General features: G+C 39.6%; 16 protein-coding genes. 5 read left to right on the top strand and 11 right to left on the bottom strand.

Going from position 1 to position 22,068, the window contains the following annotated elements:
* Window positions 1-145: 145 nt before the first annotated feature.
* From nhaA to EAE91_RS09980, 5 genes are all read right to left on the bottom strand, one after another.
* Window positions 146-1,312, bottom strand: a complete 1,167-nt coding sequence (gene nhaA / locus EAE91_RS10000; protein ID WP_214088366.1) for a Na+/H+ antiporter NhaA — start codon at window positions 1,310-1,312, stop codon at window positions 146-148.
* Between the two features lie 169 nt (window positions 1,313-1,481).
* Window positions 1,482-1,745 (bottom strand): helix-turn-helix domain-containing protein, encoded by a 264-nt coding sequence (locus EAE91_RS09995; RefSeq protein ID WP_036777018.1) that lies wholly within the window; start codon window positions 1,743-1,745, stop codon window positions 1,482-1,484.
* Between the two features lie 38 nt (window positions 1,746-1,783).
* Complete coding sequence (locus EAE91_RS09990) at window positions 1,784-1,960, bottom strand: hypothetical protein (RefSeq protein WP_160169991.1); 177 nt, start codon at window positions 1,958-1,960, stop codon at window positions 1,784-1,786.
* A gap of 358 nt (window positions 1,961-2,318) precedes the next feature.
* Entirely contained in the window at window positions 2,319-4,166 is a 1,848-nt protein-coding gene (locus tag EAE91_RS09985) for a beta-glucoside-specific PTS transporter subunit IIABC (RefSeq protein ID WP_214088365.1), read from the bottom strand.
* Window positions 4,167-4,265: 99 nt separating this feature from the next.
* Complete coding sequence (locus EAE91_RS09980) at window positions 4,266-5,120, bottom strand: PRD domain-containing protein (RefSeq protein ID WP_214088364.1); 855 nt, start codon at window positions 5,118-5,120, stop codon at window positions 4,266-4,268.
* A gap of 447 nt (window positions 5,121-5,567) precedes the next feature.
* Here EAE91_RS09980 and EAE91_RS09975 point away from each other — a divergent pair, with 447 nt between their 5' ends.
* From EAE91_RS09975 to EAE91_RS09965, 3 genes are all read left to right on the top strand, one after another.
* The gene (locus tag EAE91_RS09975) at window positions 5,568-7,010 is read left to right on the top strand and encodes a PTS transporter subunit EIIC (protein ID WP_214088363.1); all 1,443 of its coding nucleotides are present in this window, start codon (window positions 5,568-5,570) and stop codon (window positions 7,008-7,010) included.
* A gap of 64 nt (window positions 7,011-7,074) precedes the next feature.
* Entirely contained in the window at window positions 7,075-8,496 is a 1,422-nt protein-coding gene (locus tag EAE91_RS09970) for a glycoside hydrolase family 1 protein (protein WP_214088362.1), read from the top strand.
* Entirely contained in the window at window positions 8,480-9,784 is a 1,305-nt protein-coding gene (locus EAE91_RS09965) for a carbohydrate porin (RefSeq protein ID WP_214088361.1), read from the top strand. Before EAE91_RS09970 ends, EAE91_RS09965 begins: the two co-directional genes overlap by 17 nt.
* A gap of 95 nt (window positions 9,785-9,879) precedes the next feature.
* Here EAE91_RS09965 and dnaJ read toward each other — a convergent pair whose 3' ends face one another.
* The gene (dnaJ, locus tag EAE91_RS09960) at window positions 9,880-11,013 is read right to left on the bottom strand and encodes a molecular chaperone DnaJ (protein ID WP_214088360.1); all 1,134 of its coding nucleotides are present in this window, start codon (window positions 11,011-11,013) and stop codon (window positions 9,880-9,882) included.
* Between the two features lie 113 nt (window positions 11,014-11,126).
* Window positions 11,127-13,037, bottom strand: coding sequence for a molecular chaperone DnaK (gene dnaK, locus EAE91_RS09955; protein WP_214088359.1), 1,911 nt, complete (start codon window positions 13,035-13,037; stop codon window positions 11,127-11,129).
* A gap of 428 nt (window positions 13,038-13,465) precedes the next feature.
* Here dnaK and satP point away from each other — a divergent pair, with 428 nt between their 5' ends.
* Window positions 13,466-14,035 carry an acetate uptake transporter gene (gene satP, locus EAE91_RS09950; RefSeq protein ID WP_036777030.1) on the top strand — a complete coding sequence of 190 codons (570 nt, stop codon included), beginning with the start codon at window positions 13,466-13,468 and terminating at the stop codon, window positions 14,033-14,035.
* A 110-nt stretch (window positions 14,036-14,145) separates the two neighbouring features.
* Here satP and galM read toward each other — a convergent pair whose 3' ends face one another.
* From galM to EAE91_RS09935, 3 genes are read right to left on the bottom strand one after another with little or no spacing between them, the layout of a single operon-like run.
* Window positions 14,146-15,228 carry a galactose-1-epimerase gene (gene galM / locus EAE91_RS09945; protein WP_244868769.1) on the bottom strand — a complete coding sequence of 361 codons (1,083 nt, stop codon included), beginning with the start codon at window positions 15,226-15,228 and terminating at the stop codon, window positions 14,146-14,148.
* An 8-nt stretch (window positions 15,229-15,236) separates the two neighbouring features.
* Window positions 15,237-16,397 (bottom strand): galactokinase, encoded by a 1,161-nt coding sequence (galK, locus tag EAE91_RS09940; RefSeq protein ID WP_214088358.1) that lies wholly within the window; start codon window positions 16,395-16,397, stop codon window positions 15,237-15,239.
* Between the two features lie 22 nt (window positions 16,398-16,419).
* Complete coding sequence (locus EAE91_RS09935) at window positions 16,420-17,493, bottom strand: UDP-glucose--hexose-1-phosphate uridylyltransferase (RefSeq protein WP_214088357.1); 1,074 nt, start codon at window positions 17,491-17,493, stop codon at window positions 16,420-16,422.
* Between the two features lie 492 nt (window positions 17,494-17,985).
* Here EAE91_RS09935 and EAE91_RS09930 point away from each other — a divergent pair, with 492 nt between their 5' ends.
* Window positions 17,986-19,617 carry a sodium/sugar symporter gene (locus EAE91_RS09930; protein ID WP_214088356.1) on the top strand — a complete coding sequence of 544 codons (1,632 nt, stop codon included), beginning with the start codon at window positions 17,986-17,988 and terminating at the stop codon, window positions 19,615-19,617.
* 216 nt (window positions 19,618-19,833) lie between these two features.
* Here the strand turns inward: EAE91_RS09930 and EAE91_RS09925 are convergent, their stop codons facing one another.
* Entirely contained in the window at window positions 19,834-22,068 is a 2,235-nt protein-coding gene (locus EAE91_RS09925) for a S8 family serine peptidase (protein ID WP_214088355.1), read from the bottom strand.

Here is a 22,068-nt window from a genome sequence, read left to right as displayed (position 1 = left end):
TTTTACGGCGATTTCCTGTTTTCCACTACATAAAATATCCGCGATACCATTTTATTATTGTACCGCGAGTACAAAAATGAGAGTCAGTTCGGAAATTCTTTCTGAAACTACCGGCTAAATTAATGAATTTACCACGGCACTGCCATCACTTTTTCTTTGGTAAGACCATTCGTAACAAGCCATACCCCATAAACGCAGCGATGGTTGAACCCATCAGAATGCCAAGACGGGAATAGATACTGAAAGATTCATCTACCCCTTCAAAAGCCAATCCTGAAATAAAGATAGACATAGTAAAACCGATTCCACAAAGAACGGAAACCGCAAATATCTGTTTAAGATTAATCTGCTGTGGCAATTTAGCAAATCCGATCTTAATAGAAATATAGCTAAACAGAAAAATCCCCAATGGCTTACCAAGAGACAGAGCCGCCGCAATACCTAGCGGTAATATATCAGTCAAGCCATTTAACGTAACGCCATTCAGGACTACACCTGCATTGGCAAAAGCAAATAATGGCAAAATAAGATACGCCACCCAAGGATGCAAACCATGCTCAAGTGATTCAGATGGTGAATGACCATTCTGGCTACGCAGAGGAATCAGAAAACCAATGATGACGCCAGCCAGTGTTGCATGAATACCCGATTTTAGGATGCAAACCCAAAGGATAGCGCCAACAACCAGATAAGCCGATGTTTTTTCGACACCACGCCAATTCATCCAAACCAGCAAAGCAATCATCGCGGCTGACAGTCCAAGCGCCACAAGAGAAACCGTTTTGGTATAAAACAGAGCGATAATCACGATAACGCCCAGATCATCAATAATCGCTAGCGCCAACAAGAAAACCTTGAGTTCTGTTGGTACTCGTTTAGACAATAGCGCCATCACCCCCAGGGCAAAAGCAATATCGGTTGCCGCAGGAATAGCCCACCCCTGACGGGTAAACTCATCATTGCCATTAAATAGCAGATATATTAGTGCCGGAGCGACCATACCACCTATCGCCGCTATCACCGGAAATACGGCCTTATCACGCCCTGCCAAAGAACCTTCCAGAAGTTCCCGCTTTACTTCCAGACCAACAATCAAAAAGAAGACCGCCATTAAGCCGTCATTAATCCACAACAATAAAGGCTTATTGATCTCCAGTGCAGCGAATTGCACTACCACCGAAATATTAAGAAATTGCTGATAAATATCTTGTAGTGGTGAGTTTGCCATTATCAGCGCAATAATGGCAGCAATGATAAGAAGAAGCCCTCCAGCCGCTTCTAATTTCAGGAATTGACGAATAATTGCTGTCACGATGATTAACCTCTGAAACTGATCGGACTTAAATGGTACTCTAGCTATGGTTTCGAAAAAAATCGATTTTATGACCAGAATAACTCGCTATAACCGATCTATTGATGATCTACATCTCAAGAAAATAGATTATCAATCAGAGGAAATCGTTAAGTGGGAGAGGCCCTATTTATCTTACATTAGCACCAATTTCCCGCATTTTAACCAAAATGCGGTTTAAATCATCTTCTGATAGCGTTAACTGTGTTGCTATATAGAATAGAATATGCGAAGAAATAACGCGTGGCATTTTCCCACCCGTGTATTTTCTCCATTGGTTGTTACCGGAAACTCCCGCTAAATCGGCCATTTGTTCTCCGGTGAAGCCTAATTCTTCTTTGAGTTTAATGAGATCTTCTGTAGTAGGAGGAGAATAATTGCCGATCAGTCGCATAAGTATTCCAGAACAAAGCCCCTCACGGGGCCAATTAATTAAATGAATTTGAGCAATAGAGTTGTGATGGTAGCTACCGCACCAATAAGGCTAGAAGCCACAACAATCGGATACCATGTAGCCTCACGATTTATCTTTGTCGTTTCTGCCATTAATTTTGCTATTTCAGCGTGGATTTTTTCGAGTTCAGCAGTAGTCATTTCAGTAGTGCTCATCGTTCTTCCTTTTTAGGGATGCCAGGCTGCGGCCATTCCGCTACCTTATATTATTACACAATAAAAAGTAGCCCTTTTAGGACTAATTGTCAATGCAGATAGTTTAATTTTTCACCTCAAAATATTAGTATTCAATATGACTTCATATTATGAAAAATATATTTTCCCATAATTTATATAACGAGATAATACCTAAAAATTCAGCAGGTAAAATCAAAAAACACAATAACAACGAGAAAAAAGAACAAATAATTAACGGATATAAAAACTGGTTATATGTAATCTTTAAATAAAAAAATAAACATCAAGAATATTATCAAGAATATTATCAAGATACACTAATTACTTGAAAAATAAATTAACATCGATTAATAACCAACAAATTATCTTTACATCCAATAACTTCTTTTCTTTTAGTAGGAATTATTGAGTAATATTCCTCACTATTAGTTACAATAATTGGCGATATAATCTGGATTTCATTCTCTTGAAGAAATTCCAGATCAAAATTAACTAATACCTCACCAGCAACCACTTTCTGTCCTTCTATAATTTGCAAATTAAATCCTGCGCCTTGCAAACCTACCGTTTCAATACCAATATGAATTAATAATTCCACTCCTTGATCAGAAATTAAACCAATAGCATGCCCAGTCGGAGTAATCATTGAAACCTTACCATTAAAAGGCGATTTAACCACACCTTCGGTAGGAATAATAGCGATACCATCACCAATAATTTTTTCAGAAAAAGTATCATCGGGTACATTTGAGAGAGATGCTATTGTACCGGTCATCGGAGAACGTAATGTGATTTTATTCTTTTTTGAAAATTTTGACTTTATTAATACGATAGAATCAACATTAGATTCTAATTTCATTAATAAGGTGGATATAAACGCCACTAAGAAACTACTAACAATACCAAGCAAAATAAAAATAAAGTTATTGCTACCTTTTTGCATATAAAAAGGTAATGACACCAATCCCGGTACACTAAAAGCAAATATTTTCACCGAGAAAATACCCACAATAGCGCCGCCAACTGCGCTCCCCATTAATGCAGCATAAAAAGGCTTCTTTAATTTAAGCATAACACCATACATTGCGGGTTCAGTTACGCCTAAAAAAGCAGAGAATGAAGATGAATAAGATAATGATTTCATTTGGCTATCTTTAGTTTTAATTGCAACTGCTAATGTCGCGCCAGCTTGTGCAATATTACTAACAAAACTGATAGGTAATAACATAAAATCGTATCCGAGAGATTTAAAATTAGCAAAAACACTCGGCAAAAAGGCATAATGCCCCCCTGCAATGACTAAAATAGGGATTAATCCACCTAAAAATAATCCCGCAAATGGTCCAGCTACTGAAAATAATATTAAAAGCCACTTTTCAAGATACAAACCAATTGTATTTCCCAACGGTGCGACAATAATCAATAAAATAGGCGCAGAAATTAATAAAACCAATAATGGTGTAAATATTATTTTTAATATCGACGGAATAAACCTATCTATCCATCGATGAATATAACTGAGCAACCAAACACCTAAAATAATTGGAATGGTAGTATAACTATAATGAACAGCCGGAACAGTAATACCAAATGCACTGAAATACCCACCACCAGAACTGCTCACAAGGTCAGATAATGTTGGATAAATTAAAATACACGCTAACGTAACTGCAATAAACTCATTTGTTTTAAATTTTCTTGCCGCTGAAAAAGCCAAAAGAACAGGCAAAAAATAGAGAGGGGCATCAGAAAGAATATATAATAGTTTATACTCATGACTCTTCTCTGAAACCCAATCCATCACATATAAAAAAATCAATCCGCCTTTCAGTAAACCCGCGCCTACAATTACCGGCAATACGGGAATAAATATGCCTGAAATAATATCAAGAATATGACTAATGAAACCCTTTTTGGTGCCATCATCATTTTCTTGATTTTCTTTTAATTGCTTAATGATTTCACTAAATACTTCAACAACTCTATTACCAATAATTATTTGTAATTGCCCGCTGTGAAAACGTACTCCCATAACCCCCTGCATTTTTTTGATCGCTGCAATATCTACTTGACTATCATCTATAATATTAAAACGCAATCTAGTCACACAATGCCAACTTTTATTTATATTTGCTCCTCCACCAAGAAACACAATAATCTCTTTTGCAAAATCTTCACCATTCATTTTATCCCCCACCTCTAATCTATGACTAAAAAATCTAAATCACACAAATATACTCATCTCATACTCTTGGCAATTGACACTCGTTTGACGATCCACTTATTAAAAATCTCTGCCCTTGTAACTATCATTAACCACCCGTTCTATATGAATCACTAAATAAATCAATTCATCATCAGGCACTTTCCATTGGTATTTCTCCCTCAGATATTTAATTAGCTTAACTGCACAGTTGTAACTTTTGAAATATTTTTCTTCTATCAATTCTTGCAATGAAAAATCCATCTCAATAGCAGAAGAATGCTCATTTTTATTTTGTCTAATCAGGAAGTATCGCAGATGTGTAATAAAACGAGAGTAATTTACAGACGTTGTATCAAGGTTAACATGGAAATAGTAGTGAATAAGCTTAATAGTTTTATTAATTAGATTCGTTAATTTTAATGTGTCTCCCATCGTTTGCCCCTCATATTGAGCATTAACAAAATGCAAGGCAATCAATGAGGCTTCTATCGGCGGTAATGGCTTTTCAATCTGGCTATTAATATGGATAAGAGCCTGTTTGCCAACTTCATATTCCAACGAATATAGATGAGGGATCTCCCATTGCAAGACATTACTAATCTGATATCCTTTACTCACACGCTCAAATGCAAAGTTTAAATGTTCTGATAAAGTAATGAGTAATGAATCGTTAAGAGATTTGCCAAGAATATCCTCCCCTAATGAGATAATCTTCTCGGTTAGCTCTATAACTGAAGCTGGAATAGTGGCAAAGATCTGATTAATCTTATCATTCTTTTCAACAGTAAAGACTTTTGCAACATCCTGAATATTAAGTTTATCCCCCTTTTTTCTATTAAAGCCTACGCCCTTATCCATTAGAATAATTTCATTATTGTTCTCATCAATGGCAAGAACGACATTATTATTTATGAGTTTTACTATCGTTAACAAAATAGATACCTTACAGGATAAACCATTATATGCACTAACCTAAATCTATAAAATAGGTGAAATATATTTGTGACCTGGTTGTGCCTGATCTTATCAGTAACACTCCTGTACACTATATTCATTATGTTATCTTTCAGGCTAAGGCATTACTTTTACAAAGTCAACGACACAGCAACATACCCAATTTACCCAAGGTATTTATGATAAGTATCACATTTTTACCAAAATTAAATTTAATAACTTGCAAGTATCACAAGGAGTAATTAGTTTTTAACCAATTGATATAGGCTTGTTACCGACTTAGTTGCGACTAACGTCGGGCAAAACCTAATCCATCACGTCACGATCCCCTTATTCCAAGGCGATTGTAGATGATGGGTTAGGTTTTTTTTTGCCTTAAATTCGGTCTTTCGCTGTTTTCAGCGTATTAAATGAAGGAGAAGTCCAATGAGATACGAAAGTCTGGCAGAGAAAATAGTCAGCGCAATAGGTGGGAAAGAGAATATATCTAGCCTGGTCCATTGTGCTACTCGTTTACGATTTAAACTAAAAGACAGCAGTCTGACCAATAGCGAATTACTCAAACAGACTAAGGGAATTATTACTGTAGTAGAGAGTGGTGGGCAATATCAGGTCGTCATTGGTAGTCATGTGGGGGATGTTTACGACGATATTAATAAATACTTACAAGATAATACAGAAAAAACCGAGGTTAAACAAAGTGTAACGTCACCGCAAGGGATAAAACAAGATAATGAAAAAGGTTTAAAACGTATTTTTAATGTCACCATTGATATTATTTCCAGTATTTTTACTCCTCTATTAGGTGTATTGGTCGCCGCCGGATTAATTAAAGGTATTCTCGCTTTATCCGACGTGTTCAATTGGATGAGCATAGACAGCGGAACCTATAAAATTTTATACGCTACCGGCGATGCCATGCTCTATTTCATGCCTATTTTATTAGGATATACCGCAGGTAAACGGTTCGGAGGCAACCCTTTTATTACTATGGTGATCGGGGCCGCCTTAACCTATCCCACCATGACCGAGGCATTTAAACTTTCTCAAACGACTTCTGCCGTGCACCTCAATTTCCTTGGCATTCCTATCTCTTTCATTAATTACAGCTCAACCGTTATTCCCATTATCTTATCAGCATGGTTTAGCTGCTTGCTGGAAAAGAAGTTTAATAGCTGGTTTCATTCCTCCGTCAAACTGTTTGCCACACCTTTCCTGTGCCTGTTAATTACCGTTCCTTTAACGTTTCTCGTTATTGGCCCTGTAGCAACAGAGCTTAGTAATGGCCTGGCTGCCGGATATCTCTTCTTCTATCAATTAAACCCGGTCATTGCCGGACTCCTAATGGGCGCAGTGTGGCAAGTTTGTGTTATTTTCGGTCTGCATTGGGGGCTTATCCCAATAATGATCAATAACATGATGACCCAGAAAAAAGATATGCTCTCTCCACTGCTCCAGCCAGCAATATTTGGTCAAGCAGGTGCAACTCTGGGGGTATTTTTACGTACACGTGATAAGAATATGAAAACATTATCAGGTACTGCACTGATATCAAGTCTCTTTGGTATCACCGAACCTGCTATTTATGGTGTCACACTACCACTAAAACGTCCATTTATTATCGGTTGTATCGGTGGGGCGCTTGGCGGAGCAATTGTCGGTTTTTACTCAGGAACAGCATATAACGTTAGTGGCATGGGTATCTTTGCGTTTACCTCATTTATTTCTCCCACCGGCATAGATAGTGCTTTCTGGAGTGTCATATTAGGTTCGTTAGGTTCATTTATCTTCTCTTGTATCGCAACCTATTTATTCGGTTTGCCATCAGAAGTAAAAGTTCCACTAATAACATCCCATGCAAAAAATTAATTTAAAGAATCATATTAAGAGAATATCTTCCAAGTTTAACGAGCAATTAACAAGAGGACAAACCATGAAAAAACAATTTCCAAATAACTTCCTTTGGGGAGGAGCACTGGCTGCAAATCAGGTTGAAGGAGCCCATCAAATAGATGGAAAAGGGTTATCAACCTCAGATATGCAACCCCACGGCGTTATTGGTCACAGCATAGAACGCAATTTAGGTGATTTTCATATTAAGGATATTGGTATCGATTTTTATCATCGTTATCCTGAGGATATTGCGCTATTTGCTGAAATGGGATTTAAATGCCTGAGAACCTCCATCGCCTGGACACGTATATTTCCTGAAGGAGATGAAGAAATACCGAACGAAAACGGCCTGGCTTTTTATGATCGCCTGTTTGACGAAATGATAAAATATAATATTCAACCACTCATTACACTTTCTCATTTTGAAATGCCTTATGGCTTAGTAAAAAAATATGGTGGTTGGGGAAATCGGAAAACAATTGCATTTTTTGACCATTACGCCAGAATTGTTTTTGAACGTTACCAACATAAAGTAAAATATTGGCTGACATTCAATGAAATTAATATGTCTTTATTCTCCTGTTTTACCGGTGCAGGACTACCAGAAAACAGTAAAATTCAAGATATTTATCAGGCACTACATTATCAATTAGTTGCCAGCGCCAACGCAGTTAAAGCCTGCCATGAAATTATTCCTGATGCAAAAATAGGTAATATGGTGGCAGCAGCCCCTTATTATCCATTAACTTGTCATCCCGATGATATATTAGAATCATTGAAAAAGAATCGTGAATGGCTATTCTTCTTTGATGTACAAGCTCGTGGATATTATCCATCTTATATGACCCGTGTATTTAAAGAAAAAAATATCACACTTGATATCACAAATGAAGATAAAATAGCACTCAAAGAAACGATTGATTTCCTCTCTTTCAGTTACTACATGAGTAGCTGCGCAACAGCAAACCTTGAGATTATCAAGACGTCAGGGAATATCATTAATCCGGTGAAAAATCCTTATCTGTCCAGCTCAGAATGGGGATGGCAAATCGATCCTAAAGGCATTCGCTATCTTCTCAATATGTTATATGACCGTTACCAAAAACCCCTGTTTATTGTAGAAAACGGTTTGGGTGCCAGAGATGTTATTCAAGACGATGGCTCTATTATTGATGATTATCGTATTAAATATCTTAACGATCATTTATTTCAGATACGGGAAGCCATTGAAGATGGAGTTCAGTTATTAGGATATACTTCATGGGGGCCAATAGATTTAGTCAGCGCTTCTACCGCAGAAATGTCAAAACGGTATGGGTTTATTTATGTTGATCGTGATGACCAAGGCAATGGAACATTAGAACGGCGGCGTAAAAAAAGTTTTAGTTGGTATAAAGAGGTGATCAGCAGTCACGGTAATACCCTTCAAGCCCCGGAGGTAGAGAATGAAAATAACCAATAAATTTCTTTTACTCACGATTCCACTTATTTTGCTTCATAACAATGTCACTGTAGCAGCGGAAAATAACTGTCATTCGTATGATACGCTTTTACCAAGAGGACCAGAAACACCTTCGGTTTCATCTGCATGCGATACGGTATTTCCTGAATGGGGCGGCCTTAGAAAAGAGATGGCAGATCGTGGCTTTTATGCAAATTTTCAACTGCTTACTAATCTAACCTACGATATATCAAGAAGCTGGAAAAATACGCCTAATCCCAATTATATGGGACAGCGCTTAACTACCGGTAATATCGCCGCGACAGAACTCACTTATGATTTATCACGAATTGGTTTCACTGATAAAGCACAACTGCGTTTAGGTTTAACCTATGCTTATAATAACTTCAAAAATAATGGTCAAGATGGGCATCCTTTTGTCTCAGCCTTTTCCATTAATCAACCCTTATTGAATGATCGAGTCATATTAAATTATGGCTATACGACACTACTCTCCCATTTTTATGGCTTATTTTTGGGTAGCAGTACAGCATCATCAGCGCTAGGGCCAACCAGTGTGATGTTGTCCCAAGCTGGACTAACCATTAGCAAACCAAGTCCATCGATAGATATTCGGTTTTTATCGGAAAATAAACGTTGGTATGACCACATTGGCGTTGCCAGAAGTCAAAGTTCAGAAGGTTTAAAAGTCGATTCAAAATATAATACTTATGGTCTGCGCTGGAAACTTCCCAGTGCGGGAACTTTAGTCATCAACGAATTAGGTTATCGTGTTAATGCTAATGAAACGGAAAATATGATCTGGCTTCGGGGTGGATCGGTATTCAATAAAACCCCTTATTTTAACTATAACAATTCAGAGTATGAAGATTACACTTACTCTCATTATATCGCCGCTACCCACCAAATAACCAAGCCGGATACGTCAATGCCTTTCCGTGGCTGGTATATTGACGGTAAAGCCAACTATGCGCCAAAGGATCGTAACCTGTTTAATGCCGATATTTCATTATCACTGTTCAGCATTGGTCCATTTGATTCGCGTCCAAACGATATGGTGACTTTTGGTCTGGCCTATAATAAGTTCAGTGACGATGCAAAAAATTATTTTGCCCGCAATGGTCAACTTGCTGAAAGTTATAGTGCAACCGCTTCTGTAGCATATAGCTATCGTGTTTACAACGGCATCTATTGGACGAATAGCTTATCGTATACTCATCACCCATCAGTGACACCAAAAGAGGATGATGCCTATAATTTGCTCACACAAATTACGTTTAGTTTATAATTCTCAACCAAAACAAAAAGTCCTCATTTAAACGAGGACTTTTTACCCATAATTCGAGCTTTATTTAACAATCCAGCTCTATTATGTAAAGATATTTACTTAGTCAAATCATCAAAGAATTTCTTTACGCCATCGAAGAAACTTTTAGAACGTGGGCTATTCGTTTCTTCGCCGGTCCCACCGAAAGATTCACCCAATTCGCGCAGTAATTCTTTCTGTCTTTCATTCAATTTAACCGGCGTTTCTACCACTACCCGGCACAGTAAATCACCCTGAACACCACCGCGGACAGATTTAACACCTTTGCCTTTCATGCGGAACATTTTACCTGTCTGGGTTTCAGCAGGTATTTTCAGTTTCACACGGCCATCAAGGGTTGGAACTTCGATTTCTCCGCCCAGTGCCGCCATTGCAAAGTTAACCGGCACTTCACAATAGAGATTACTTTCTTGACGCTCAAAAATATGGTGCGATTTCACCTGTACCTGCACATACAGATCACCTGCGGGTGCGCCTTTAGCCCCAGCTTCACCCTCACCACTCAAACGGATACGGTCGCCAGTATCCACACCTGCTGGGATCTTAACAGACAGGGTTTTATATCTTTCAACTCGGCCATGACCATGACATTTATGGCAAGAATCTTTAATGATCTGACCACGGCCATGACAGTGTGGACAAGGTTGCTGAACGGTGAAGAACCCCTGACGCATATGAACCTGACCAGCACCTTGACAGGTAGAACAGGTTACAGGGCTGGTCCCGGCTTTAGCGCCGCTACCATGACAGGCATCACAAGTTTCCAGTGTCGGAATACGGATCTCTTTGGTCACACCACGAACCGCCTCTTCCAGCGTCAACTCCATGCTGTAACGCAAATCAGCACCGCGGCTTGGACGCTGTTGACGACGACCACCACCGAAGATATCACCGAAAACGTCACCAAAGATATCACTAAAATCAGCACCGCCGCCGCCAAAGCCGCCACCGCCCATACCACCTTGCTCAAAAGCAGCATGACCATATTGGTCATAAGCAGCCCGTTTCTGATCATCCGTCAGAATTTCATAAGCTTCTTTAACTTCTTTGAATTGGCTTTCTGCCTCTTTATCACCCTGATTGCGATCAGGATGATATTTCATCGCCAGTCGCTTATAGGCTTTTTTAATCTCTTTTTCGTTCGCTGTTTTGGAAACCCCCAAAACCTCGTAATAATCTCTTTTTGCCATCTCTTATTTTACCCTTAACATGCGCACACGGGCGCAGAGTTCCCTCAACGCCCGTGCCGGTTAATCAGCAACAGTCGTCATCATCTAACTGTCACCGCGCCCGCTAAGGGCAATTATTTTTTATCTTTAACTTCTTCGAATTCAGCGTCTACAACGTCGTCATCTTTTTTCGCACTGTCGCCAGCATCTGCGGTTGCACCCGCCTGAGCCTGCTGCTGAGCGATTTCCAACAGCTTAGCGGAAGCCTGAACCAAAGCCTGAATTTTCGCTTCAATATCCGCTTTATCTTCGCCTTTCGCCGCAGTTTCTAGCTGAGTGACAGCACTTTCAATCGCAGTTTTATCTTCTGCCGGCAGCTTATCACCCGCCTCTTCTACTTGCTTACGGGTACCGTGAACTAGTTGATCTGCCTGGTTGCGCGTTTGTACCAACTCTTCAAACTTACGATCAGATTCAGCGTTAGCTTCTGCATCACGAACCATCCGTTGAATTTCTTCCTCATTCAGACCGGAAGAAGCCTTAATGGTGATCTGCTGTTCGCGACCGGTGTTCTTGTCTTTAGCAGATACATGCAAAATACCGTCAGCATCAATATCAAAAGTCACTTCAATCTGAGGCATGCCACGAGGCGCTGCTTGGATACCATCCAAATTGAACTGGCCCAGAGATTTGTTATCGCCAGCACGTTTACGCTCACCCTGCAACACATGGATAGTTACCGCAGACTGATTGTCTTCCGCCGTAGAGAACACCTGGCTGTGTTTGGTTGGGATCGTGGTGTTTTTCACAATGAGGGAAGTCATTACGCCACCCATTGTTTCGATACCCAGAGACAGTGGTGTAACATCCAGCAACAAGACATCTTTCACATCACCGGCCAAAACACCGCCCTGTACCGCAGCACCCATTGCTACCGCTTCGTCAGGGTTCACGTCTTTACGTGGCTCTTTACCGAAGAAGTCAGCAACAACTTTCTGTACCATTGGCATACGGGTCTGACCACCCACCAGAATGACATCGTTCACATCAGAAACTGACAGGCCAGCATCTTGCAATGCAACTCGTACAGGCTCCATAGAACGTTTAACCAGATCTTCTACCAGTGATTCCAGTTTCGCACGGGTCACTTTGATGTTCATGTGCTTAGGACCGGTTGCATCTGCGGTGATATATGGCAGGTTAACATCGGTCTGCTGTGCAGAAGAGAGCTCAATTTTCGCTTTTTCCGCTGCTTCTTTCAGACGTTGCATTGCCAGTGGGTCGTTACGCAGATCAATGCCCTGATCTTTCTTAAATTCGTCAACCAGATAGTTGATCATACGGCTATCGAAATCTTCACCGCCCAAGTGAGTATCACCGTTGGTCGCCAGCACTTCATAGGTTTTTTCGCCGTCAACTTCATCGATTTCGATAATAGAGATATCGAAAGTACCACCACCGAGGTCATAAACCGCGATAGTACGGTTACCCACTTCTCTGTCCAAGCCATAAGCCAGTGCAGCGGCCGTTGGTTCGTTGATAATACGTTTTACTTCCAGACCTGCGATACGGCCCGCATCTTTGGTTGCCTGACGCTGAGCGTCATTAAAATATGCAGGTACGGTGATTACCGCTTCAGTCACTGGCTCACCCAGATAATCTTCCGCTGTTTTCTTCATTTTCTTCAAAACTTCAGCAGAAACCTGAGGAGGAGCCATTTTCTGGTCTTTCACTTCCAGCCATGCGTCGCCATTATCTGCCGCAATAATTTTGTATGGCATGATAGCTACATCGCGTTGCGCTTCTTCGTCTTGGAAACGACGTCCAATCAGACGCTTAATAGCAAACAACGTATTTTGCGGGTTAGTAACAGCCTGACGTTTAGCCGGTTGACCAACCAGAGTTTCACCATCCTGGGTATAAGCAATGATGGAAGGGGTTGTGCGATCACCTTCGCTGTTCTCCAGCACACGAGCTGTCGTGCCATCCATAATAGCTACACAAGAGTTGGTAGTTCCCAGGTCGATACCAATAATTTTACCCATCTAAACGCCTCCAAAGAAATTCGTAATCAGTCAAGTTGCTAATCAATATGAGGATAACTTTCTGCTTTTCAATGGCACCCATTTTTATGCCTCTACGCGATTCCTCACCTTTGCTTATATATACCGGCTGTATAGGACAGCGATTAGCAACTGCGGTTGACTATAAGATGGGGTCGTTAAAACTATCATCAAGGGGGGATGTGAAAAAAAACCTTTTTATTATTTCAAAGGTCATTGTTTCCTTGCTGACAGATCATTATGATTCGCCACCTTTGCTATTTATACCCAATGGATTTCAAGATGCATCGCGACGGCAAGGGAGCGAATCCCCGGGAGCATAGAGAACTATGTGACCGGGGTGAGTGAGTGCAGCCAACAAAGAGGCAACTTGAAAGATGACGGGGTATATGACTTTTTTCAGAGGACTTATGAACGCTAATCAATTGGCTAATCCTGGCCCCTTAGGTTTGATGGGCTTCGGCATGACAACCATTCTTTTGAATCTGCATAACGCAGGTTTCTTTCCGCTGGCATCCGTTATCCTGAGTATGGGCATTTTCTACGGCGGCCTGGCCCAAGTACTGGCAGGGCTTTTTGAATATAAGAAAGGCAATACCTTTGCTGCAACCGCTTTCACCTCTTATGGGTTGTTTTGGCTCAGTCTGGTTGGATTATTATTTCTCCCAAAAATGGGATTGGCAGAAGCCACCAGCAGCCAATATTTAGCGGTGTATCTTGGCCTGTGGGGCGTATTTACTCTATTTATGTTCTTTGGCACCTTCAAGGCTAACCGCGTGCTACAGTTTATCTTTGGTGGTCTGACTCTGTTGTTCGCTATGTTAGCCATTGGCAACTTTACCGGAAATACCACTCTTCTGACGATTGCTGGCTATGAAGGGATAATTTGTGGTGCCAGCGCATTTTATCTGGCAATGGCAGAAGTGCTAAATGAACAGTATGGACGCACTATTCTGCCCATTGGCGAGATAAAAGCATAATAAACCAAGGGTTGGAAGAAGGTAGATTTTTCCCCCTCTTCCAGTCCGTTATGAGCGTATTGCTATCCTATTTCTTCCAATGTTTAATGCTCGTTGAACTCGCTTGAAGTTTAATAAGCATTGTGGATTTCGAACTGATAGCAAATACGATGCTTATAGCGTTGGTTAGGACGAAGTATACAGCTTTCTTGCTCCCATTCAGGATGATTGGGAGAATCCGGTAAAAATTGTGGCTCAAATGCCATTCCCGCATAGTTCTCATATCGCCCACCATCACGGTTAGGCGTTCCACCCAACCAATTGCCTGTGTAAAACTGCACAGCCGGTTTTGTGGTGAATATTTTCATTGTGATTGCTTCATCGGGGGAAGTGACTGAGATTACATGATTCGTGTCCAAACAAGTTGCTTGCAACCAGAATGAATGATCGTATCCATTAACAATCTGTTGTTGTTTATCCAGCATAAAGTGACTGTTAATTGCTTTAGGTTTTCGAAAATCAAAACCTGTATTATCAACTGGAGCCAATTGGCCCAATGGAATACCATTTTCATTAATCGGTAAATAGTCGTCGCTTTTCACTTCTAGACGATGCGATAAACATGTTTTTCCAGAGTCAGCTCCCAACAAGTTAAAATAAGCGTGATTAGTCAAATTAATGGGCGTCGCAGCATCTGTATGGGCTAAATAATCCACGATTACGTGATTATCATTGGTTAATACGTAACGAACGGTCACAACGACATTACCAGGAAAACCCTGATCACCATCCGGTGACTGTAATGTAAAACTCACCGAATAAGCATCTCTTGCAGTGATTGTCCAACGCCGCTTATCAAAACCCTCAATCCCACCGTGCAAGCAATTTCCCGCCTGATTTACCTGTAATTGATAAGTTTTACCATCAAGATTAAAACATCCATTTGCAATACGATTAGCGTATCGCCCTACGGTAGCACCTAAATAACTGGTCTGTTTATAAAAGTCTTTTAAGGTAGCAACACCTAGTAAAACCTCTCTTTTCTCTCCACTTAATAAGGGTACACGGCAACTTAGCCAAGATGCGCCAATGTCCATCAACACAATAGAAAAACCTGAAACATTAGAAAGGCAGACAAGATTTGCTTTTTTTCCATCCCAAGCAACATCTTGTGTCATTGAAGAGTTCAATAATTCAAAGTAAGCATCTGTCATTTTATTGCCTACTGTGTTTCAACCAAACTTGCACCTTCCGAAGCCTGACACACATAAATAGTCTCTTTCAGACCTGTCAACGCAAAATAGTGTTGCTCTACCGCAGCCTTAACCACATCAACCAGAATTTGTGGTACTAAAGCCACCACACAACCACCAAACCCACCACCGGTCATTCTCACTCCACCCTGTTTACCAATGGCTTGCTGCACAATATCAACCAACGTATCGATTTCAGGCACGGTAATTTCAAAATCATCACGCATTGACTGATGTGATTGCGCCATAAGTTCCGCAATTAATGGTATATCACCCTCTGCTAATGCTTTTGCTGCTAGAAGTGTACGTTCATTTTCTGTGATTACATGACGTGCGCGTTTAGCCACTATGCTATCAAGCTCAGCACTCCATTTTTCAAATTCATCTAATGCCACATCCCGCAAAGCTTTAACCCCAAATAATGCCGCTGCTTGTTCGCATTGAGCCCGACGAATATTATATTCACTGCCAACCAATTGCCGTTTTTTATTTGAATTAATAATCATAACTGCAATATCTTTCGGCATAGATACGGTTTGCGTGGTCAAATGACGACAATCAATTAATAACGCATGCTCTTTCTTACCTTGCGCGGAAATTAATTGATCCATAATGCCACAATGACAACCGACAAATTCATTCTCAGCTTGCTGCCCATTTAATGCAATTTCCGTTTGGCTAATGGCTAAGTGGTAAAGGTTTTTAATTGTTTGACCAATCACTGTTTCCAGTGCCGCCGATGAACTTAATCCCGCCCCTTGCGGCACATTACCCGCTACCACAATATCTGCTCCGTTAAATATATATCCACGACTGAGCAGACACTTTACAACACCGCGAATATAATTGGCCCACATTTTACTTTCGTGAAATATAATAGATTGGCTAATATCAAATTCGTCTAATTGATTGCCATAATCAACCGAAACAACACGGATAATATTATCTTCTCGTTTCGCCGCCGCAACCACAATTTGGTAATTAATAGCACATGGCAATACAAAGCCATCATTATAATCAGTGTGCTCTCCAATCAAATTAACCCGACCTGGCGCTTGAATAATATGTGTCGGCATATAATGAAATACTAAATCAAAAACATCTTTAACGCGATTAATTAAAGTTTTCATCACATTACTCTCAAATATGGTATCAGCCACTCGATAATGAACATTGCTGCTCTTTATAATGTACATCGCTCACAGCACGCAAAAGCTGAGCTACTTGCTCTGCCGTTAAATCACGTTGTGTTTCAGCAAACATTTCATAGCCCACCATAAATTTTCGCACAGTAGCTGATCGCAATAATGGCGGATAGAAAAGTGCATGCAGTTGCCAATGTTCAATATCGGTGCCTTGTTCAAAAAACGGTGCAAAATGCCACCCCATAGAATAGGGAAAAGAGCTATGAAATAAGTTGTCATAACGACTGGTAAGCTTTTTAAGCGCGACCGCCAAATCATCGCGTTGTTCATCCGTTAATTCATTCATACGACGAACATGAACTTTAGGTAACAACATGGTTTCATAGGGCCATGCTGCCCAATAAGGCACAACCGCCAACCAATGGATTGTATCGACCACCACCCGCTCACCATCAACTAATTCAGCCTGAACATAATCCATCAATAAATTGGAACCCTGTTCCTGATAATAAGCACGCTGTTGTTTATCTTTACGTTCAATTTCGTTTGGCAGAAAACTATTTGCCCAGATTTGCCCATGTGGATGAGGCTGAGAGCATCCCATTGCTTCACCCTTATTTTCAAAAACTTGAACCCAAAGATATTCCTTACCCAGTATTTCAATGTGCTCATTCCAGGTATCAATTACCTGACGAATGTGTTTAACCGGCAATTCAGGCAACGTCTTACTGTGATCAGGAGAAAAACAGATTACTCGACTTAATCCTCGTACTCCCTGTATTTTAAACAATGGGTGAAACAATTGAGGCACATCAGGTGAATCAGGCATTAAAGCCGAAAAATCATTATTAAAAACAAAGGTTCCTTGATAAGCAGGATTTTTATCACCGGAAATGCGTGTATTTGATGGGCAAAGAAAACATTGCTCATCATAGCTTGGGATATTGTCCATCAATGGCTGCTCATCCTGCCCATGCCACGGCCGTTTCACTCGATGAGGAGAGACCAAAACCCATTGCCCGGTTAACGGATTATAACGACGATGGGGATGTTCAACAGGATTGAATGTAATTTTGGGCATGGCAGTCTCTACCTTATACTTTTCAACACTGGCTGTGGAAATCTTTATTCACACTCAGACCGGACATAGTTTAACAACGGACATTAACACTAATCTGAGATACTAATCACGCAAATGTAAATGATTACATAAAAAGCTTAAATATAAGCCTAAAAGAGAGATAAGGTGTTTAACTTTGATATATTCTGCAAACATGAGTTAAAAGTCACAGTAAATTTACTTAATCTCTTAATTAAAACGAACTATTAAGAATTAAGATAAATTACAAATACGATACTTAATAACAATTTTGTGATTTTGATTACATTCCCATCAAATGGTAACGTTTACAATTTAGTATCAAATAAACTACCCAGGAAAAGAAACATGTCCACTATAATACCCTATGGATTTCAAGATGCATCGCGACGGCAAAGGAGCGAATCCCCGGGAGCATAGGTAACTATGTGACTGGGGTGAGTGAGTGCAGCCAACAAAGAGGCAACTTGAAAGATGACGGGTATAAAACACGGTTTAGGCTTGGTAGATACATTAGTATTTATGTTCTATGTTACCATTATCATCAGCGTGGGACTCTGGGTATCTAGAAATAAGAAAGGCTCAGATAAAAGCACGGAAGATTACTTCCTGGCAGGTAAATCTTTACTTTGGTGGGCAATAGGCGCTTCATTAATTGCAGCAAATATTTCTGCCGAGCAATTTATCGGCATGTCCGGCTCTGGTTATTCCATTGGCTTAGCAATAGCGTCTTATGAATGGATGGCAGCAATTACATTAATTATCGTAGGTAAATATTTCTTACCCGTTTTCATTGAGAAAGGCATTTATACTATTCCCGAATTTGTAGAAAAACGGTTTAATAAAAATTTAAAAGCCATTCTGGCGGTGTTTTGGATCTCACTCTATATTTTCGTCAATCTGACCTCTGTACTTTATTTGGGTGGCTTAGCACTTGAAACCATTCTGAATATTCCATTGATCTATTCCATTATTGGGCTGGCAATTTTTGCCTTGGTTTACTCTATTTACGGCGGCCTCTCAGCTATCGTTTGGACCGATGTTATTCAAGTGTTTTTCCTGATATTAGGTGGATTACTCACAACATTTATCGCCATCAGCTATATTGGCGGTAGTGACGGTATAATGGCCGGATTTGCAAAAATGGTTGATGCAGCACCAGGACACTTTGAAATGATTTTAGATAAAAGTAATCCTCAATTCATAAATTTGCCTGGTGTTGCTGTACTGATTGGCGGTTTATGGGTTGCTAACCTCTATTATTGGGGCTTCAATCAATACATTATTCAACGTACTCTTGCTGCCAAGTCAGTGCAGGAAGCACAGAAAGGAATTGTTTTCGCCGCTTTTCTAAAACTTATTCTGCCTTTCCTGGTTGTTGTGCCGGGCATTGCCGCTTACGTGATAACAACATCCCCGGAATTAATGGCAGGTTTAGGCAATCTTGCGCTAAATAATATTCCTGATGCAGCGCACGCAGATAAAGCTTATCCGTGGTTAACCCAATTTCTACCTGTAGGTTTTAAAGGTATAGTATTTGCCGCATTAGCAGCCGCTATTGTTTCATCGTTAGCATCAATGCTCAATTCGACCGCCACCATTTTCACTATGGACATTTATAGGGAATATATCGCGCCTGACTCAAGCGACCACAAACTGGTTAATGTTGGCCGTATTTCTGCCATTATTGCCCTGATTATCGCCTGTTTTGTTGCGCCAATGCTTGGCGGTATTAACCAAGCATTCCAATATATTCAGGAATATACCGGTCTTGTCAGCCCCGGTATTTTAGCCGTATTTTTACTTGGCCTGTTCTGGAAAAAAACAACCAGTAAAGGGGCGATAATTGGTGTGATTTTATCGATACCTTTCGCCTTATTCCTGAAATTTATGCCATTTTCGATGCCATTTATGGATCAAATGCTCTACACATTACTCTTTACTCTGGTCGTTATTGCATTCACGAGTTTAAGTACATCGGCTAATGACGATGATCCTAAAGGCATCGTATTAGTTTCATCTATGTTTGCCACCGACCGCAGTTTTAATATTGCGTCTTATGCCATTATGATTATTCTGGCTGTGTTGTACGTTGTTTTCTGGTAGTCAATCTCCCACCAATTGAGACTACCGCAAAAAAGTGAAGTGAGCCCCTTAAATCCAACTTCTAGTGTTCACTTCAATTTTTTAAGCGGCATAGAAATGAAAAAGCCTCTCATCTGCGAGGATTGACACGTTACTAACAATTAATTTACATAGATAGATAAAAAATCTCTAATTCGCCCCTGTATCAAGCAGCTAATACAGGTGGATACTATGTGTTTATATTGTATTATCGATATCAATATCTTGCTCAATTATTCCAACTTCAACTTTTGGTCCTAAACGTTGTTTCATTGAGTTATAAATACCAGAATCTTTATCGTGACTTTTAAAAGTTAAGACAAATGATACCTCTTGTTCTGATAGTTCATGGTGTGATGACATATCAAACTGATATAAATCACGAGTAAAAATTCGAGCATAGAGTCTTAACTTCGTATTATCAACGGATACTCCTGAAAAAGATTTGCCATGATGCCTTATCGGGCTCCATTTAGCTAACTCTTGGCGAGACCGAAGTTCTTTTTCTTTAGATTCCTTCATAGTACCAAGAAGATTTTTTACTTTACCGTCGTTACTAATGCTCTGCAAAGAGCACTGTAGTCTAGTAGCAAAATAATTTTCGCCGCCCAGTTCAGAAACCAAGGGTTTTAATATTGCTGTTAATATTATTTCTCCTTTAATTTTTCCATCTTCCAACATTTCAGTAGGTAGAAAAATATCATTCCAATAATATGCAAATCCTGCACGAATTTTACTATTCCAAGCGAGAGTAACTGTCCCTTCATCACAATACCAAGGAAGGTTATTACCTTCTTTCCAAGGTGATCCCCAACCTAGACGCAAATCATGTACACACCTATCAGCTTTATTTATTAACAACGCTCTAACTAAATCAGGAGTAGGTTCTTTTAGATTTTTAAATGCATGGGCTGCTATTGATGAAATAAGAGGTGTACTGTAACTAGTTCCAGTATCTATTACCCCACCAATCATTCGTAACGTTGAAAACCAAGATAGTTCTGGCTTTTTCATCCCTGCTGGAGCAGGCCCTCGCAAGCTCATCGAGCAAGGTGTAGTTGCCATACCATTTTCATCCGCACATCGTCCCGCTATAGTTAAAGCAGATTCACAATCGGCAGGGGGACACAATCTTATACTATTTGATCTACTTACATTACCGATTGAAATAATTGGTAATATGTTAAACTCACGGGCAATTCTATTAACTTCATGCCCTAAATAACTAATTTCCTCATTCGAATAATATGGCTCACTCTCATTAAATGAAAGATTCCATATCTGAGATACCCCATTTGTCTCATTGGCAACATCTCTAAGATAGTTAATAAATTGTTCGGTTGTTGGTTGGATAGCGACTCCTTTTTTATTAATTGCTTGAACGCTAATAAACTTGCACTCCAACTCAGGTAAAGCGAGATTATTATTCCACGCAGATCCTTGGCAAATTACTGAAGTAACCTTATTACCATGCTTTAAATCTGCATCATGCTGATCTACTAATGGAGTAATACTCATTACATTAAAAGGTAAATAAGAAACAGCAGAGCAACCACCATCAACAATTACTACTGTTGGGATATTTTTCAAGTTAGATAAATTAGGTATTGGTTCTTTACCGCTACCTGGTAGCACTGATTTTACTGAAACATGATGCACCGGCTCAATTCTATAAACAATACCAGAGCTAATTAATTTATTAAAATTCTCTAAACTATTTATTACTGTGGTAAATGATAATATTCCGTCGATTAAATACTCATCCAATTTTCTTGGGAAATATCTATTTCCCTTTTTTTGTATTTCTTCATTTTTAAAAACATTATCAAATTTAGAATGACCAAAACCAATAATCTTTTGATTAGCAAACTCTTCAAGTTCTTTCTTAACAGATACTCTTGCTTTTTTATCATGGAATGGTAAAACCCAAACATTGAACTGCTTTTCTACATCATCGAACGCTTCAAAGACAGCTTTTGCCTTTCTTCCTCTTAATACTTGATTTTTATCAAAACCAATAATACTTTCAAGACGAGAAATATCGACTTTAATTCGACCATTTTTCGCTCTTTCTATTTTCTCAATCAAACTAGAGATTTTAGAACCTGAGATTTCGACTAGGTATCCATCAAAAGCCGGAGCAACTATTCTTGTTAAATCATCTGTTTCAAATAAATTATCAGGGATCCAAGATGGTGCAAGAGAATCATCAAACATTTTAGCTAATAGATGAATTTTACCTGAATGGGAAACAATACCATCATCTTCGCTGATGTGTCTAAGCTCTTTTGATAGCTTCTTTTTTTGAGCATCTAATCGCGCCCAAATTATATCTTTAGAGTTTTTTCCGCCACCACTCACTGTATTGGGAACTGGCTTATCTAAAAAAGATAGTACAGGATTTAATAAAGGACTTCTAACACCCTCAGCCAT

This window comes from Photorhabdus noenieputensis (assembly GCF_018448935.1).
GTDB classification, from domain to species: Bacteria; Pseudomonadota; Gammaproteobacteria; order Enterobacterales; family Enterobacteriaceae; genus Photorhabdus; species Photorhabdus noenieputensis.
This window is presented reverse-complemented; position numbering and strand designations above follow the sequence as displayed.